This is a genomic window from Staphylococcus caprae, assembly GCF_003966625.1.
In the GTDB taxonomy this organism is placed as follows: domain Bacteria; phylum Bacillota; class Bacilli; order Staphylococcales; family Staphylococcaceae; genus Staphylococcus; species Staphylococcus caprae.
In genome coordinates, this window is record NZ_AP018587.1 from 1,544,243 (window position 1) to 1,559,503 (window position 15,261).

Here is a 15,261-nt window from a genome sequence, read left to right on the forward strand (position 1 = left end):
ACGTACTATCGGCCAAAAGTATGAGTCTTGAAACTTGATTTTGAATTATGAAAAGTTACAATTGAGGTTATAGGTTTTAAACATGGAAGGGGATTTTGAAATGTGGACAGTTGCAAAGATTAGGGCTGACTACGAAGGTTGGTGGCTATTTAGCGATTGGCCCGAAAAAGTTGTTGAAAGATTAGATTTTAATACCTATGACGACATGTTGGCAAGGTACACAGAATTACTTCAAGAATGTAAGAATTGTTTTGATAATTATGTAGTGGGAAAGTACAATATTCATGCCTTTTACAATAATTGCGACTTGAATTTTTGCGAAGATTGCGAAGAAGATTTACAAATATTTTATAGTTTTATTATTTTAAAAAATAATGAGGTTTATTTTAATCTTCCAAAAATTGATTAAATGATAATTTTCTATAATTGTATTGCAATTTAGCTATGACTAAACTATAATGATTATTAAGCAATTGTTTTATTCCATATTGCAAAGAATATTTGGATTTATCATACATATAAGCACACGTATTTTTTGTAATATGCGAATAACGCATATTGAAAGAATTTAGTCTTGGAGGTTTCAGAATTATGAAACAAGGTACAGTTAAATGGTTTAACGCTGAAAAAGGTTTCGGCTTCATCGAAGTTGAAGGAGAAAACGACGTATTCGTACACTTCTCAGCAATCAACCAAGATGGTTACAAATCATTAGAAGAAGGTCAATCAGTTGAATTTGAAGTAGTTGAAGGCGACCGCGGTCCTCAAGCTGCAAACGTTGTTAAACTATAATAAATAGATTGTAATTATTGACTTTAACTAACACCTTACCAAGATGTAGGGTGTTTTTTATATCAATACATACAGTATCTCAGAAAGAAATGGGTGTTAATTTCTTTCTGTTTTTTTATGCCCAAAAATAAGAATTAAGAGTATCTAATAATTTTTTGCATGTCTGTGTCTAAAAACAGAGTCTCTAATATCTTTTAGCAATTACGATATTCAGAAAAATTCAATTTTAAATTTCATTTAATTTAAAGTAAGTAAAAACGCCTTGGATAGGTTCAGTACATCATCTATCCAAGGCGTTTTCAAATTGTTTTTAATTAAAATTATATTGATAGTAGGTGAGCTTTTACTCGCTCATTTTTCACTATTATTTCGTATCATTTATAATTAATTGTCTCAGTGATTGACGTTTAATCACTTCACGTGCTTTTCCATCTTTTAAGAAAAATACGGATGGCTTTTGCATTTGATTATAATTGGAAGCCATTGAATAATGATATGCACCTGTAGACAAGATAGCTAAGTAGTCTCCTCGTTGAACTGAAGAAGGTAATTTAGCATTTTTAATTATAATATCTCCAGATTCACATAATTTACCAGCGATTGTCACAGTATCATCCGCTTCTTCATGTCTATTAACCAATAACGCTTGATATTTAGCATCATATAACGCAGTACGGATATGATCACTCATACCACCATCCACTGATACATATTTATTAACTTCAGGAATCTCTTTAATTGTACCAACCTCATATAACGTAATTCCTGCTTCACCTACAATTGAACGTCCAGGTTCAATACCAATTTCAGGTAACTCATAATTCAATGATTGTACTGTCTCTTTGATAGCATCAGTAATTTCAGCAATGCCTTCTTCAATAGGGAAACTTACATCTTCCTCAACGTATTTGATTCCAAAACCGCCACCTAAGTTAAGTAAGTCTACCTGTATATCATTGTCAGATAACCAATTCAACACAATCTTAGCCGTTTCAATCATTGCTTCAGTTCCTTCAATTTGAGATCCTATATGGAAGTGAACACCTTTTAATTGTAAGTGCTTAGAAGTTTTTACTTTATTGACCGCTTCAAGTGCTAAACCATGCTTAATTGAAAGACCAAACTTACTATCTTCTTGTCCTGTTTGGATAAATTCATGCGTATGCGCCTCAACACCTGGATTAACGCGTATAACGACATTCACATCATTACTTGCATATTTATCGATTAAGTCAATCTCTTCTAAAGCATCGATCACGAAATAACCAATACCATTTTCTAATGCATATTGGATTTCACGTTTAGTTTTGTTATTCCCATGGAAGTGGATACGACTTGCATCAAAGCCAGCTTCTAACGCAGTATAAAGTTCACCTTCAGAAACAACATCTAATTGTAAATCTTCTTCTTGAACAAGTTTTACCATTTGAATACACGTAAATGCTTTAGAGGCATACGATATATTATATTTTAAACCGCTTTTCTTAAATGCTTCATGATATCTGCGCATTTGAGTACGGATTTGATCTTCATCATAAACGATAGTAGGGGTACCAAAGCTTTGAGCAACCGTCTTTAAGCTTGTACCTTCCATAGTTAATTCACCATAATCATTATATTCTACTGCCATTTATATGTACTCCTTTATTAGAGAATCGTGGTTCATAGCGCTCAGTTGTTCAGAATTCGCGCCCACACCTTTGAATGTAAATTCATCAATGCGTATATCATTATTATATAATACTACTTCATCTTGTGCATGAACTTCGTCATCTACTTCAACAAACATATGACTCATCATTAGCGCTCTAATTGGATAACGTTTTCCGTTTATCATAGCTTCATGTCGTGCCCTTGATTTAAGAATACCATCACCATATCCAACATCAACGACGGCTAATCGTGTATGGTCTTTTGTGGCTTCAAAGGCAAAGCTATACCCACAATAATCTCCGGCATTTACTTCACGTGTCTGAATCACATTTCCTTTAACTGTTAAAGACTGTTGAATACGACTTGTATCTAACTTTCTATAAGGTCTAGACCCGTAAAGCGCAATACCCACACGTGCATGAGTATGATAGGGAAGAACTTGTTGACCTTCTCGATAGTAACTCGCACTATTTTGCGCATGTATCATTTCAAATGTATAGCCTTCCTCGAGCAAAGTATTTAATACATTTAACCAAGCTTCACGTTCAATACCATATTCCGGCACATCAAATTCATCTGCATATCCGAAGTGTGTCCATAGACCCGAAATAATCATTTTTTCGCTATTGTCATTTTGAGTATGGTCTTCCAGAACCTCATGTAGCTCATCTAAATTTTTAAATCCTGAGCGATGTAATAAATTCTCAAACTCTAAATGAACATGAATACCTTTTAAATCCTCTTTGTACTCGTAATAATATACTAAAGAGGGAAGGGTCATGTGAATTTGATATTCTCTTACAGTATCAAAGTCATATACTGCATTCATTAGGAAAATGGTTGCATGAGGTGCGATTTCTCTCACACGTACAGCTTCTTTCAATGACGTAGTACTAAACGTATTAATACCTGCCTTCAAAAATTGTTTCACTGCAAATTCTAAACCGTAATGGTAAGCGTTGTTCTTAACAACTGCCATAATAGGTTGTTCATTTCTAACGTTTACAGCATTCTGATAAAACGCTTCTGTATCTACTGACCAAATTGCTGTCAATTGCCTTACACCTCTTTATAATTTCTTAGTAATTGTTCATAATAATTCGCTACATCAATTAATACCTTTTCGTCAAAATTAAGATGAGAGGTATGTAAACCTGTGACATAACCTTTATCTTTATTCTGAGTACCTACAAATGCAAAATAAGATGGCGCAAGTTGTTGACCATAAAAACTGAAATCTTCACCAAATAAGAACGGGGTAGGTTTATCAATAACTTCTAAATTAGCACCTTCTAAAGCACGTTCAACACTTTCACGCAACTTAGGGCTATTCATTGTAGGTGGGTAACCTTCCTCAAATTTGACTTGGCATTCTACATTAAATAGCAACTGTACACTTTCAGCAATCTTATTCATCTGCTGTTTAACCACGGTTAAATCATCTACGTCATAAGTACGGATTGTACCTTCAAGATAACCATGACTTGGTACAGTATTGATGGCTTCTCCCGCTTCAAAGTGACCCATATGAACGATATTACGTTTCAAACCATTGAGGTGATATTGTTGAATCTGTCCTACTTGAGTTAAAACATGCTGAAGCGCTTCACCACATGAATGACCTTGCTCCTTATCAGCAACATGACTAGATAAACCATCTAAATAGAAGCGATATTCTGTGGCGCTTGCTGTAATTTCTTCATCACGAATAACAACTTTTCCTTCTTCAGCAAAAGGATTCACATGAATGCCGAATACAGCCTCGATAGGATATTTATCGAATGCGCCTGCTTTAATCAATCGATTGGCACCTCCGCCAGTTTCTTCGGCAGGTTGGAAGATAAAGACCACATTATGAGGTAGTTCTCCTTTATCGGCCATCGCTTTACAACGTGTTACGAATAACATCAACGCCGTCGTATGGCCATCATGTCCACACGCATGCATGACATTATCCGTTTTGCTTCTATATTCTACTTCATTTTCCTCAAATATAGGTAAAGCATCAATATCTGCTCGAAAGGCTATAGTATGATCACTTTGACCTTCTAAATAAGCAATAGCGCCCGTTTCAAGAGGGCGGTCGTATGTCACTCCCAATTCATCTAGAAATTGCGTAATATATTCCGTTGTTTCAAATTCATGTAAACTTAATTCTGGATATTGATGTAAATGTCTTCTATGTTTCGTTACAAATTCTAATTCATTCATCTTAATCATTCCTTGTATGAAGTTTTATTCTTTAATTATGTATTTATAACTAGAGGGGGTGCTTCATTTTATAATAAAAAGGTGAAACAAATGAATAGAACCCAACATCAGCGTTCGATAGTATCATTTGCTTCAACCTTTAACATTCATTTATTGGAAAATGACTAACACATAACTACTTATTAATCATTTAACTTTCTTAAAGCAGAGACAATTTCACGTTTAGAGTCTTCAACTTCAGACGTTTGTTTAATCACCTTAGCAGGCGTTCCAGCAACTACAGCACCAGCAGGGACATCTTGAGTTACGATTGCACCAGCTGCCACAATAGCACCTTCGCCCACACGTACACCTTCAAGAATAACTGCATTGGCACCAATTAATACATTATCTTCAATGACCACTGGATCAGCGCTTGGTGGTTCAATAACACCAGCTAGTACGGCACCAGCACCCACGTGAACATTTTTACCTGTTGTGGCACGACCGCCTAATGTCGCATTCATGTCTACCATTGTGCCTTCACCAACAACTGCACCAATATTAATCGTTGCACCCATCATTACAACAGCACCATCTTCAATGATTGCTTGTTCACGTATAAATGCACCTGGTTCAATACGTGCATTAGTATGAGTTAAATCTTTAAGTGGAATTGCTGAATTACGTCGATCCATTTCAATTTCTACATCTTCAATGCGAGTTTGATTTTGTTCATAGAACGGTTTCCAATCATCCGCTTCACAAAAGATAACTTTAGAATCTGCTGAACCAAAGACTTTAAATGATTCAGGGAATGTGACATCATCAAAACGACCATTGACATATACTTTTAATGGCGTTGTTTTCTTAGCATCACTGATATATTGAATAATTTCCTGTGCAGTTAAATGTTGTACCATAGTTTATATTCTCCTTTGTTTAACGTTTATAAATTATCGAAAGTGTAATAACCATTTTCTTTGTGGATTAACTTTTCAGCAGCGCCTATAGCTCCATTTGCGAAAATATCTTTCGATTGCGCTTTATGTGAAATGGTAATCGTTTCATCAGTACCAGCAAATAAAATATCATGCTCGCCAACGATAGTACCGCCTCGAACTGCGTGTATACCTATTTCATCTTTTGAACGTTTCTCAGTTTTATCATGTCGGTCATATACTGGAGTGCTTTGCGCTCTGAGTTCCTTGATAACATCATATAATTTGACTAGTGTGCCACTTGGGGCATCGACTTTTTTATTATGATGTGCTTCAGTTAATTCGATATCAAAATCTTGAAGTAAGGGAACAGCCGTTTCTAAGATTTTAGTAAGGGCGTGAATGCCATAACTCATATTCGCACTAAAGAAAATAGGCATATTTTGACTTAACTTTTCCAATTTAGTAATTAACGTATCCTTCTCACCAGTCGTAGCAATCACCAAAGGTAAATGAAATGTATCATTTAATAATGGAAATAGTAATTCCGGATTAGAGAAGTCAATTGCAACATCCGCATGTGCTTCAGCTTCTGCAATACTGTTGTAATGTGTGTACGGTGTCGATGCTTTAGGAGTTCGATCTATAACACCAACGATTTCATGACCTTTTTCTTCAGCTAATCTTGCAACACGTTGATTCATAGCACCATAGCCTATAAGTAGTATCTTCATGATTGTTCACCTGCTTTAAACTGATCATAAGCTTGCTCTAATACTTTGCGCTCTGCATTTTCTAAAGGAATAAGCGGTAATCTTAATTCATAATTACCAAATCCTAAGTGTGCAGTAAGGGCTTTAATTGGAATAGGATTGACGTCTACTGATAGTGAATCTAATAATTTTCTAATAGGTTCAAACTGTGTTGAAATATCCTCTCCACTTTGTTTAGCATCATATAAATGTTGGAATTCTTGTGGAATAACATTTGCGATAACTGATATAACACCTTTACCACCGCGTTGATAGAATTCAACGACATTGTCATCATTACCACTATATAATGCGAATTCGTCTTGATTAATACGTTGTTTAACTTCTTCCATATAATCAAAATCATTTGTCGCATCTTTAAGCGCTACAATATATTCGTTGTGACTAAGGGTTTCTACAGTTTCAGGTTCGATTGTCATATTTGTACGAGAAGGCACATTATATAAGACGACCGGTAATTTCACTTCATTTGCTATCGTTTCAAAATGTTTAATTAAACCACGTTGATTCGTTTTATTATAATAAGGTGTAATCAGCATAACTGCATCTGCGCCTATATCTTTTGCACGTTTCGATGCTTGAATAGATTTCTGAGTATTATTCGTACCAGTTCCTGCAATAATAGGAACTTTATGATTTACTAATTTCACTACTGTTTCAAGTACTTGTTCTTTCTCTTCATCAGTAAGAGTAGGGCTTTCTGCTGTTGTACCATTCACTATAATCGCTTGAGTTTGATTTTCTAATAAAAATTGTACATGTCTTTCTAATGCGTCGTAATCAACTTCATTATTTGTAAAAGGAGTAGCAAGAGCTACACCAACGCCTTCAAACATGTGTGTCATATTATCGAGCTCCTTTCAAAGTTAAAACTTGTTCTAATACTTGTACTGCGTTTAATGCTGCTCCTTTAAGGAGATTGTCAGATGTACACCATACATGGAATGTATTATCTAATGAATCATCGCGACGGATTCGACCTACAAAGACTTCATCTTTACCTGTAGAGTGAATTGCTAATGGATATTCATTTTTCTCAGGATTGTCTACAAGTACAACTCTGTCATCTTGTTCAAATAAACGTTGAATATCTTTGACCGTCGCGTCTTTATCTAATGTCACGTCAATTTCAATACTATGACTGTCTTGAACTGGTACACGTACACAAGTTGCAGTCACTTTCAAATCTTTATCGTTTAAAATTTTTCTTGTTTCATCAATCATTTTTTGTTCTTCTTTGGTATAACCATTTTCAAGAAAAACATCGATGTGAGGTAAAACATTATTATAAATCGGGTGAGGGTATGCCTCCGGTTCTTTACCATTAGCGCCCTCAGATAAATCTCTTTTACCCTTGATACCTGAGCCTGAAACCGCTTGATAAGTCGTATAAGCCACGCGTTTCAATCCATAAGCATCTTTTAAAATTTTAAGAGGTACTACTGATTGAATAGTTGAACAGTTAGGGTTTGCAATAATTCCACGTGTGAATTTAGGTTCATTCACTTCTGGAACAACTAGGTCTACATCTTCAGTCATACGCCATTGGCTTGAGTTATCAATAACTATGGCACCCGCTTGTTCGAAGAGTGGGGCAAAATGTTCACTTGTACCACCACCTGCACTCATTAACACGTAGTCGAAATGTTCACTTGCTGCTTCATCTGTTAATTCTTGAACGGTATATGTTTGACCTTGGAATTCAACTTTCTTTCCAGCTGAGCGTGCTGATGAGAAGAGTACAAGCTCATCGAAAGGAATATTTTTACGGTCCAATGTTTCTAACATTTTTGTTCCTACTAAACCTGTTGCTCCGGCTACTGCTAATCTTGTCATAATAAAGTCACTCCATTTGTAATATTGGTAATTTTAAGAAAATTCTTAATAAATATATTATATCAACTTTAGATATCAAAGGCTTTGTATAATTCTTCGACTGCTCTTTGACCATTTTCAGCATCAATCACATACGAGATACTAATTTCTGAGGTAGTCGTTTGATAGAATGGTATCTTCGAATTAATGAGAGTCATAAATGCTTTAGAAGCTACACCTGACATATCTCTCATACCTGAACCGATGAGTGAAATCTTAACGTATTCTTCATTGATTTTATAATCTAACGCGTCAAATTGTTCTGATAAATTTTCAAGAATTGAAGAAATTTGATGAACGTCACTATCTTTAATTGAAAATGATAGCTGTAATCCTTCAAGATTCACGATTTGAGAAATCATATCGACATTGACTGAACCTTCTTCTAATTCTGTAAATAATTGAGTGAGTAAGCGATTATCTGGAAGGGGATAACTAATCGTTACGTGCATCATGTGTGTATCTAAAGCTACCCCTGTGACGGCTTTTTTCTCTAATAAATCTGTTCTAGACATAATCCATGTTCCTTTCAAATTTGATAATGTTCTTCCTAAATAAAGCGGGATATCATAGTTCTTAGCAAGCTCAACGCTTCGCGTTTCTAGTACGCCTGCACCAAGCGCGCTCATTTCCATCATTTCTTCATATGAAACATATTCTAAACGCTTCGCATGACTTAATATTCTAGGATCCGTCGCATAAACACCATCAACATCTGTATAGATTTCACAAGGCGTTTGGTTACTTGCTGCTAAGGCTACTGCGGTTGTATCTGAACCTCCACGACCTAGTGTAGTTAATTCGAATTCATCGTTAATGCCTTGGAATCCTGCAACCACAAGTACATCATGTTTTTCAAATGCTTGATTAAATGTTTCTGGATCAATCTCGGCAATTTTACTTTTTAAATGATGGCCAATCGTTTTAATTCCTGCTTGATATCCTGTCATTGCTTTAGCACTTACACCAATGTCATTGAGTACCATTGAAAGGTAGGAGACGGTTTGTTGTTCGCCAGTGGTAAGTAAAAGCGCAAGTTCTTGATCTTTAGGTGTGGAAGTCAATGAAGACACATTTTCCATTAATTGATCAGTCGTTTTGCCCATTGCACTGACCACAACGATTAATTCTTCTCCTTTGTCTACACGTGTTTTAAGCATTTCAGCAATATTTTTTATTTTTGTAAAATCGCTGACGGAAGAACCGCCAAATTTCAAAACACTTCTGTTCAATTTTAGTCCTCCTGTTTAATAAGGAAGGCACACACGATGTAAAAAAAGAGCAAGTTCGGAATGCGCGAACTTGCTCTACATTTATGTACAAGTGATGCACTCCATTATTTAATAATAATGACAAACTTTTAGCTCTTAACCAAAAAGTCCAACGACTCATAACTGCTATTATGAATTGTTTCGGCATCGCACCCTTTCAAAATTAGTTGCTAGCAGGCAAAATTCTAAATTTTACTCATGATTGATGCGCCTCATCAAAATCTTATTCAATTGATATGTGTTTATTATACATAGAGTACATATCTCTGTAAACCAATATGTTAGATTTTTTGAAATATACTGAAAATTTTCGGGGTGAGTTCACTTCATATGTGATTTAATTTTAAGAAATATTTTTATAAGTAGTAGCATTTAATAGTTTTAGTTTTTAATCAGCAAGGGGTGGTGTGAAAGAAGTTTGGCAAAAGAGAGTAAAATCGTTTATTAAAGAAATGCAGTCCAGTAAAACATAAGGTAATACAAAAACCTCTCGAGAATCTTTTGACTCTCAAGAGGTAACATTGCTTCATTAATTATTTTGTAAAACGCCAATTTCTTGTAAATATTCTTCGTAAGGGACTTCTTTAGATAAACCACCTTGTTGATTTAAATCAATCACGCGATTTGCGATTGTATTAATAAATTCGAAGTCATAAGAAGTGAAAATGATAGAACCTTTAAATGATTTTAAACCATCGTTTACTGCAGTAATACTTTCTAAGTCTAAATGGTTTGTTGGCTCATCAAGTAATAAAACATTCGCACTTGATAACATCATTTTACTTAACATACAGCGAACTTTTTCACCACCGGATAAGACGCTTGCTTTTTTCTTAACTTCTTCGCCGCTAAATAACATACGTCCTAAGAATCCACGTAAGAATGTTTCAGTTTGTTCGTCTTCAGGTGCATATTGACGTAACCAATCTACTAAATTCATGTCTACACCATCAAAGAATTCAGAGTTATCTTTAGGGAAGTAGCTGAGCGATGTTGTGACACCCCATTTGAATGTACCTTCATCAGGTTCCATTTCACCAGCTAAGATCTTAAGTAAAGTTGTTTTAGCAATTTCGCTATCACCAATTAAGATGGCTTTATCATTCGGATTCATTGTGAATGAAATGTTATCTAATACTTTTTCACCATCAATTGTTTTAGAGAGATTTTCAACTGTTAATAAATCATTTCCTATTTCACGTTCAGGAGTAAATTTAACATATGGATATCTTCTTGAAGATGGTTGGATATCATCCAATTCAATTTTGTCTAGTTGTTTTTTACGACTTGTCGCTTGTTTAGATTTAGAAGCATTCGCTGAGAAACGAGCAATAAAGTCTTGTAACTCTTTAATTTTTTCTTCTTTTTTCTTGTTTTGTTCTTGAGCCATTTTTTGAGCTAATTGGCTTGATTGATACCAGAAATCATAGTTACCTACATAGACTTTAATTTTTCCAAAGTCTAAATCGGCAATGTGTGTACATACGTTGTTTAAGAAGTGACGGTCGTGAGATACGACGATGACCGTATTTTCAAAATTAATTAAGAAATCTTCTAACCAACTAATAGCAGGGATATCTAGACCGTTTGTAGGCTCGTCAAGTAGAAGTACGTCAGGATCTCCAAATAAACTTTGAGCTAATAATACTTTCACTTTTTGATTGTTTTCAAGCTCAGACATTTTCTTGTCATGTAAATCCGCTTGAATACCTAAACCAGATAATAGGTTCGCTGCGTCAGCTTCCGCATTCCAGCCATTCATTTCTGCGAATTCACCTTCAAGTTCAGCTGCGCGAATACCATCTTCGTCGCTGAAATCTGGCTTCATGTAAATCTCATCTTTTTCTTTCATTACTTCATATAAACGCTCATGTCCTTTAATCACGACATCTAATACGCGCTCATCTTCGTATGCAAAGTGATCTTGTTTTAATACAGCTAGACGTTCATCTTTTCCTAATGAAACATGACCTGTTTGTGAATCAATTTCACCAGATAGAATCTTTAGAAACGTTGATTTACCTGCACCGTTTGCACCAATTAAGCCATAACAATTACCTTCAGTAAATTTAATATTTACATCTTCAAATAGTTTACGATCACCAAAACGTAAACTTACATCAGTTACTTGTAACATGCATTTGCTCCTTTATCGTTATTCTAACGGAGAAATTATATCATATAATAGTAGGAGTTTCGACCTCGTTGCCATAGTAATGATAGAATGCGTGACTCATGTTATAATTGAAAGGAATTTTATCGTATCGAATCATTTATTTTAGTTTGAAAAGAACTATTTATATAGAAGAAACATGAATGAAATTTAAAAATCACATGATTATAAGGAGAACAGAATGGCATTAGATAAAGATATCGTAGGTTCAATAGAATTTCTAGAAGTAGAAGGATTGCAAGGTTCTACTTATTTATTAAAAGGACCAAACGGCGAACAAGTAAAATTAAATCAGTCAGAGATAGCAGAAGAAGATGAATTCGAAATAGGGGAAGAATATAGCTTCTTCGTTTATCCTAACCGTTCGGGCGAACTTTTTGCTACACAAAATATGCCTGACATAACGAAGGATAAATACGATTTCGCAAAAGTATTAAAAACAGATCGTGACGGTGCACATATCGATGTAGGCTTACCACGTGAAGTATTAGTTCCATGGGAAGACTTACCAAAATTAAAAGAATTATGGCCACAAGCCGGAGATTACTTACTTGTTACATTAAGAATAGACAGTAATAATCAAATGTTTGGTCGTCTTGCGAGTGAAACAATTGTAGAAGGAATGTTTACACCAGTCATGGATGAGAGTAAACAAAACGAAATGATAGAAGCACGATCATATCGCTTATTAAGAGTAGGAAGTTTCTTATTGAGCAAAGATGGTTACAAAATCTTTGTACATGAATCTGAACGTAAAGAAGAGCCTCGTTTAGGTGAAAAAGTTGAGGTGCGCATCATCGGTCATAATGATAAAGGCGAATTAAATGGTTCATTCTTACCACTAGCTCATGAACGTCTCGATGATGATGGACAAATTATTTTCGATTTACTAGTTGAATATGATGGCGAGTTGCCATTTTGGGATAAATCAAGTCCTGAAGCTATTAAAGAAGTATTCAATATGAGTAAAGGCTCATTTAAACGTGCCATTGGTCATTTATATAAGAAGAAAATCATCAATATCGAAACAGGCAAAATTACTCTTACTAAAAAAGGTTGGAGTAGAGTAGAAGAATAGCATATTGGGTTAATACTTATTTCTTACAGCACGTAGGGAATAAGTATTTTTATTTATTAAGTAAAGTCCCTTTATTATTTCCATCTTTTATACTTACAATTTCTACTAAAAATCAATTTATAAATCATTATAAAAAACTAGGTATCACGTATAATGATTGGTACAATATTTATATAAAATATTATATATACGTTTTACAGGTTTCAATAAAATCAAGATAAATAACAACTAAGTAAAGTAATTTAGGGAGAGCGACTAGTATTTTTACAATAATACAAAGTACTTAGCAAAAGAACTTGAGGATGTTTAAAATTTTTTAACCAATCCGAAAAACAGTGTCATCATCATTTTAAGATAATAAATTTTAATAAGGGGAGAGGAGGATACATGTATTAATAAAATTACTATAGAGACAATAGAGAAAAATAGTAAATACAAAATTATAAATTTTGATAATTCATATTACATTATAAATCTCAATAGAAATAAAATATTCTACATATTTCCGTTGTTGAATTATATTACACGTCAACCACTTATAGAAGTTAATAAAAATGAGTTGAAAGATATAAGGACAGCATTTATTTCTAAAAATGAGAAAAATAAACGTGACTCATTAAATATCTTAGGGGCTGGGGTAGCTGTTTTAATTGCAACTTTAACAAGGTCATTAATTGATTACTTGAACTTTTCTACAAATATTTTAATTAATATTATGTTTGTATTAATCGCAATTATTCCAATTGTCTTAATAAAAAGTATCGTTGATAGAAAAAAGAAAACTAAGTTAGGTATAGAATTAAGTTATGCTGAAAGCAAAGCATTTATACTGCCAAATTCTAAAGTTTTATTTCAAAATATCATTTATAACTTACCTATTACATTTATTTTCATTGCTACAACATATGGATTTCTGTGGTTAAAACAAACAAATATAATATTTGTTTTGGGAATAATGATATTTCTAACTTTTATCCTATTTCAAAATGTTATTTTATATGCGCAAACGACAATTGATGGAAAGATAGGGGAAATCAAATTGAACCGATAGCAGTATGGATTATAGTTAACTCAATTTTATTTTTCTTAAGTTAACTTATTTGAAAGATAATATTGGGGTTGTATTAAACATAGATATAAAAGGGGAGAAAAACAATCAATTCTATAACAATTGAATCTCTTAAAAAGAACAACAAATACAGATTGATACACAATAACGGAAAACACTATATAATAAACTTAAATCGTAATAAACTATCATTTATCTTGCCATTAATCAATTACATAACGCCTCACCCACTAAAAGAAATTAACGAACGGGAACTAAAAGATATAAAAACTGCGAACATTTCAAAGGAAGAAAAAGATAAAAATGATTCACTGATAGGGTGGACTGCTGGGATTGGCTCATTAATCGGAATATTAACTAAATCTATAGGTGATTATATGGATTTTTCAACTAACTTTATCTTAAATTTAGTAATAGTATTGCTAGTTATCGTACCTTTATTAATATTTAAAATTGTCATCAATAAAAAAGATGAAAGAAAAATTGATATTTCAATAGAAAATGCTCAACGAAGTGCATATGTATGGCCTCATTTTTCTATTTTACTAGCAAATATTTTAATTAGTATATCTTTCTCTATTTTTTTACTAGCTATAATTTATGCGTTCTTATTTATGACTATTTCAAACTTTAGTTTTATTTTCTTAATAGCATTTTTATTTTTTATTATTTTATTTCAAAACAACATGCTTTACTCGTATGTTGAAATCCACGGCAAGATGGGGGAAATTAAATGGAAACGATAGTAGGGAATTCATTATGGACAAAAAATTAAAAAGACAAATAGAAATTATAAGCATAAAAGGTAACAGTAAATATAAATTAATTAAATATGAGGGGAAAAACTATGTTATAGATCTCAATTCTAATAAATTGTCGTACATTTTCCCACTGCTAAATTACTTTACTCCTCATAAATTAATAGAAGTATCATTAAATGATATAAATAATGAAAAAAGTATAACTAAAAATGAAGATAAATTAAATGACGCTTTATTAAGCTTAAGTGTTGGTATAACTGTTATTTTAGGAGTTTTATTAAGACCTTTATTTGATTATGGAAACTTTCCATCAAGTAGAATTTTCAACTTATTGATAATTCTACTAACAAATTTTGCTTTAATATTAACGAAATTTATTTTCGACAAAAGAAAACGTGATGTTTTAGCCTTAAGAAATGGAACTAATGTAAAACTTGCATACATTTTACCTAATTTTAAAATCGTTATTAAGAATACGGTACTTTATTTGATACTTTCTTTTCTATATTTGATGTCTTTAATTGCATTTTATTCTATGGAAAATTCTAATATATTTTTCATACTAACAATGATTATATTTTTGTTACTTATTTTATTTCAGAATATTAGACTATATGGAAAAATAAAGATTTACGGAAAGATATCTGAAATAAATTGAATGAGCTAAGTTATATAAACAAGATTT

Annotated in this window: 15 protein-coding genes and 1 riboswitch; of the genes, 6 read left to right on the top strand and 9 right to left on the bottom strand. The window is 33.2% G+C overall.

Annotated features, from left to right (window positions below; genetic code table 11):
• Positions 1-100 precede the first annotated feature (100 nt).
• Together msaA and cspA are read left to right on the top strand one after the other, a co-directional pair.
• Positions 101-409, top strand: a complete 309-nt coding sequence (gene msaA, locus JMUB898_RS07365) for a regulatory protein MsaA (protein WP_037541442.1) — start codon at positions 101-103, stop codon at positions 407-409.
• 182 nt (positions 410-591) lie between these two features.
• Entirely contained in the window at positions 592-792 is a 201-nt protein-coding gene (cspA, locus tag JMUB898_RS07370; protein WP_002433901.1) for a cold shock protein CspA, read from the top strand.
• A gap of 364 nt (positions 793-1,156) precedes the next feature.
• Here the strand turns inward: cspA and lysA are convergent, their stop codons facing one another.
• The 9 genes from lysA to JMUB898_RS07415 all read right to left on the bottom strand — a co-directional run bounded on the left by lysA (position 1,157) and on the right by JMUB898_RS07415 (position 11,632).
• On the bottom strand, positions 1,157-2,422 hold the full coding sequence (gene lysA, locus JMUB898_RS07375) for a diaminopimelate decarboxylase (protein WP_002442824.1): 1,266 nt from the start codon (positions 2,420-2,422) through the stop codon (positions 1,157-1,159).
• A complete protein-coding gene (locus JMUB898_RS07380; protein ID WP_126501965.1) occupies positions 2,423-3,499 on the bottom strand; it encodes an alanine racemase in 1,077 nt (358 codons plus the stop codon).
• A gap of 5 nt (positions 3,500-3,504) precedes the next feature.
• The gene (locus JMUB898_RS07385; RefSeq protein ID WP_126501966.1) at positions 3,505-4,656 is read right to left on the bottom strand and encodes a M20 metallopeptidase family protein; all 1,152 of its coding nucleotides are present in this window, start codon (positions 4,654-4,656) and stop codon (positions 3,505-3,507) included.
• Between the two features lie 182 nt (positions 4,657-4,838).
• Positions 4,839-5,558, bottom strand: coding sequence for a 2,3,4,5-tetrahydropyridine-2,6-dicarboxylate N-acetyltransferase (gene dapD, locus JMUB898_RS07390; protein WP_002442818.1), 720 nt, complete (start codon positions 5,556-5,558; stop codon positions 4,839-4,841).
• Between the two features lie 26 nt (positions 5,559-5,584).
• Positions 5,585-6,310 carry a 4-hydroxy-tetrahydrodipicolinate reductase gene (gene dapB, locus JMUB898_RS07395; RefSeq protein ID WP_002442816.1) on the bottom strand — a complete coding sequence of 242 codons (726 nt, stop codon included), beginning with the start codon at positions 6,308-6,310 and terminating at the stop codon, positions 5,585-5,587.
• Positions 6,307-7,194, bottom strand: coding sequence for a 4-hydroxy-tetrahydrodipicolinate synthase (gene dapA, locus JMUB898_RS07400; protein WP_002442813.1), 888 nt, complete (start codon positions 7,192-7,194; stop codon positions 6,307-6,309). The genes dapB and dapA overlap by 4 nt, the downstream gene beginning before the upstream one ends.
• A 1-nt stretch (position 7,195) precedes the next feature.
• Positions 7,196-8,185 (bottom strand): aspartate-semialdehyde dehydrogenase, encoded by a 990-nt coding sequence (locus JMUB898_RS07405; RefSeq protein WP_002442811.1) that lies wholly within the window; start codon positions 8,183-8,185, stop codon positions 7,196-7,198.
• 68 nt (positions 8,186-8,253) lie between these two features.
• Positions 8,254-9,456 (bottom strand): aspartate kinase, encoded by a 1,203-nt coding sequence (locus JMUB898_RS07410; protein WP_002442809.1) that lies wholly within the window; start codon positions 9,454-9,456, stop codon positions 8,254-8,256.
• A gap of 86 nt (positions 9,457-9,542) precedes the next feature.
• A riboswitch (Lysine riboswitch) is annotated at positions 9,543-9,719 on the bottom strand.
• Positions 9,720-10,024: 305 nt separating this feature from the next.
• Entirely contained in the window at positions 10,025-11,632 is a 1,608-nt protein-coding gene (locus JMUB898_RS07415) for an ABC-F family ATP-binding cassette domain-containing protein (protein ID WP_002442807.1), read from the bottom strand.
• Between the two features lie 217 nt (positions 11,633-11,849).
• Here JMUB898_RS07415 and cvfB point away from each other — a divergent pair, with 217 nt between their 5' ends.
• The 4 genes from cvfB (at position 11,850) to JMUB898_RS07435 (ending at position 15,234) form a co-directional block, all read left to right on the top strand.
• Entirely contained in the window at positions 11,850-12,746 is an 897-nt protein-coding gene (cvfB, locus tag JMUB898_RS07420; protein WP_002442805.1) for an RNA-binding virulence regulatory protein CvfB, read from the top strand.
• Positions 12,747-13,161: 415 nt separating this feature from the next.
• Entirely contained in the window at positions 13,162-13,797 is a 636-nt protein-coding gene (locus JMUB898_RS07425; protein ID WP_080981438.1) for a DUF443 family protein, read from the top strand.
• 119 nt (positions 13,798-13,916) lie between these two features.
• Positions 13,917-14,561: a DUF443 family protein gene (locus JMUB898_RS07430; protein WP_268748836.1), complete on the top strand. Its 645-nt coding sequence runs from the start codon at positions 13,917-13,919 to the stop codon at positions 14,559-14,561.
• 13 nt (positions 14,562-14,574) lie between these two features.
• Positions 14,575-15,234 (top strand): DUF443 domain-containing protein, encoded by a 660-nt coding sequence (locus JMUB898_RS07435; protein WP_044466270.1) that lies wholly within the window; start codon positions 14,575-14,577, stop codon positions 15,232-15,234.
• The last annotated feature ends 27 nt before the right edge of the window (positions 15,235-15,261 follow it).

Excerpts from the sequence above, each read along its gene's own strand:
- msaA (WP_037541442.1), top strand. The coding sequence starts at position 101 with ATGTGGACAGTTGCAAAGATTAGGGCTGACTACGAAGGTTGGTGGCTA.
- cspA (WP_002433901.1), top strand. The coding sequence starts at position 592 with ATGAAACAAGGTACAGTTAAATGGTTTAACGCTGAAAAAGGTTTCGGC.
- lysA (WP_002442824.1), bottom strand. The coding sequence starts at position 2,422 with ATGGCAGTAGAATATAATGATTATGGTGAATTAACTATGGAAGGTACA.
- JMUB898_RS07385 (WP_126501966.1), bottom strand. The coding sequence starts at position 4,656 with ATGAATGAATTAGAATTTGTAACGAAACATAGAAGACATTTACATCAA.
- dapD (WP_002442818.1), bottom strand. The coding sequence starts at position 5,558 with ATGGTACAACATTTAACTGCACAGGAAATTATTCAATATATCAGTGAT.
- dapB (WP_002442816.1), bottom strand. The coding sequence starts at position 6,310 with ATGAAGATACTACTTATAGGCTATGGTGCTATGAATCAACGTGTTGCA.
- dapA (WP_002442813.1), bottom strand. The coding sequence starts at position 7,194 with ATGACACACATGTTTGAAGGCGTTGGTGTAGCTCTTGCTACTCCTTTT.
- JMUB898_RS07405 (WP_002442811.1), bottom strand. The coding sequence starts at position 8,185 with ATGACAAGATTAGCAGTAGCCGGAGCAACAGGTTTAGTAGGAACAAAA.
- JMUB898_RS07415 (WP_002442807.1), bottom strand. The coding sequence starts at position 11,632 with ATGTTACAAGTAACTGATGTAAGTTTACGTTTTGGTGATCGTAAACTA.
- cvfB (WP_002442805.1), top strand. The coding sequence starts at position 11,850 with ATGGCATTAGATAAAGATATCGTAGGTTCAATAGAATTTCTAGAAGTA.
- JMUB898_RS07435 (WP_044466270.1), top strand. The coding sequence starts at position 14,575 with ATGGACAAAAAATTAAAAAGACAAATAGAAATTATAAGCATAAAAGGT.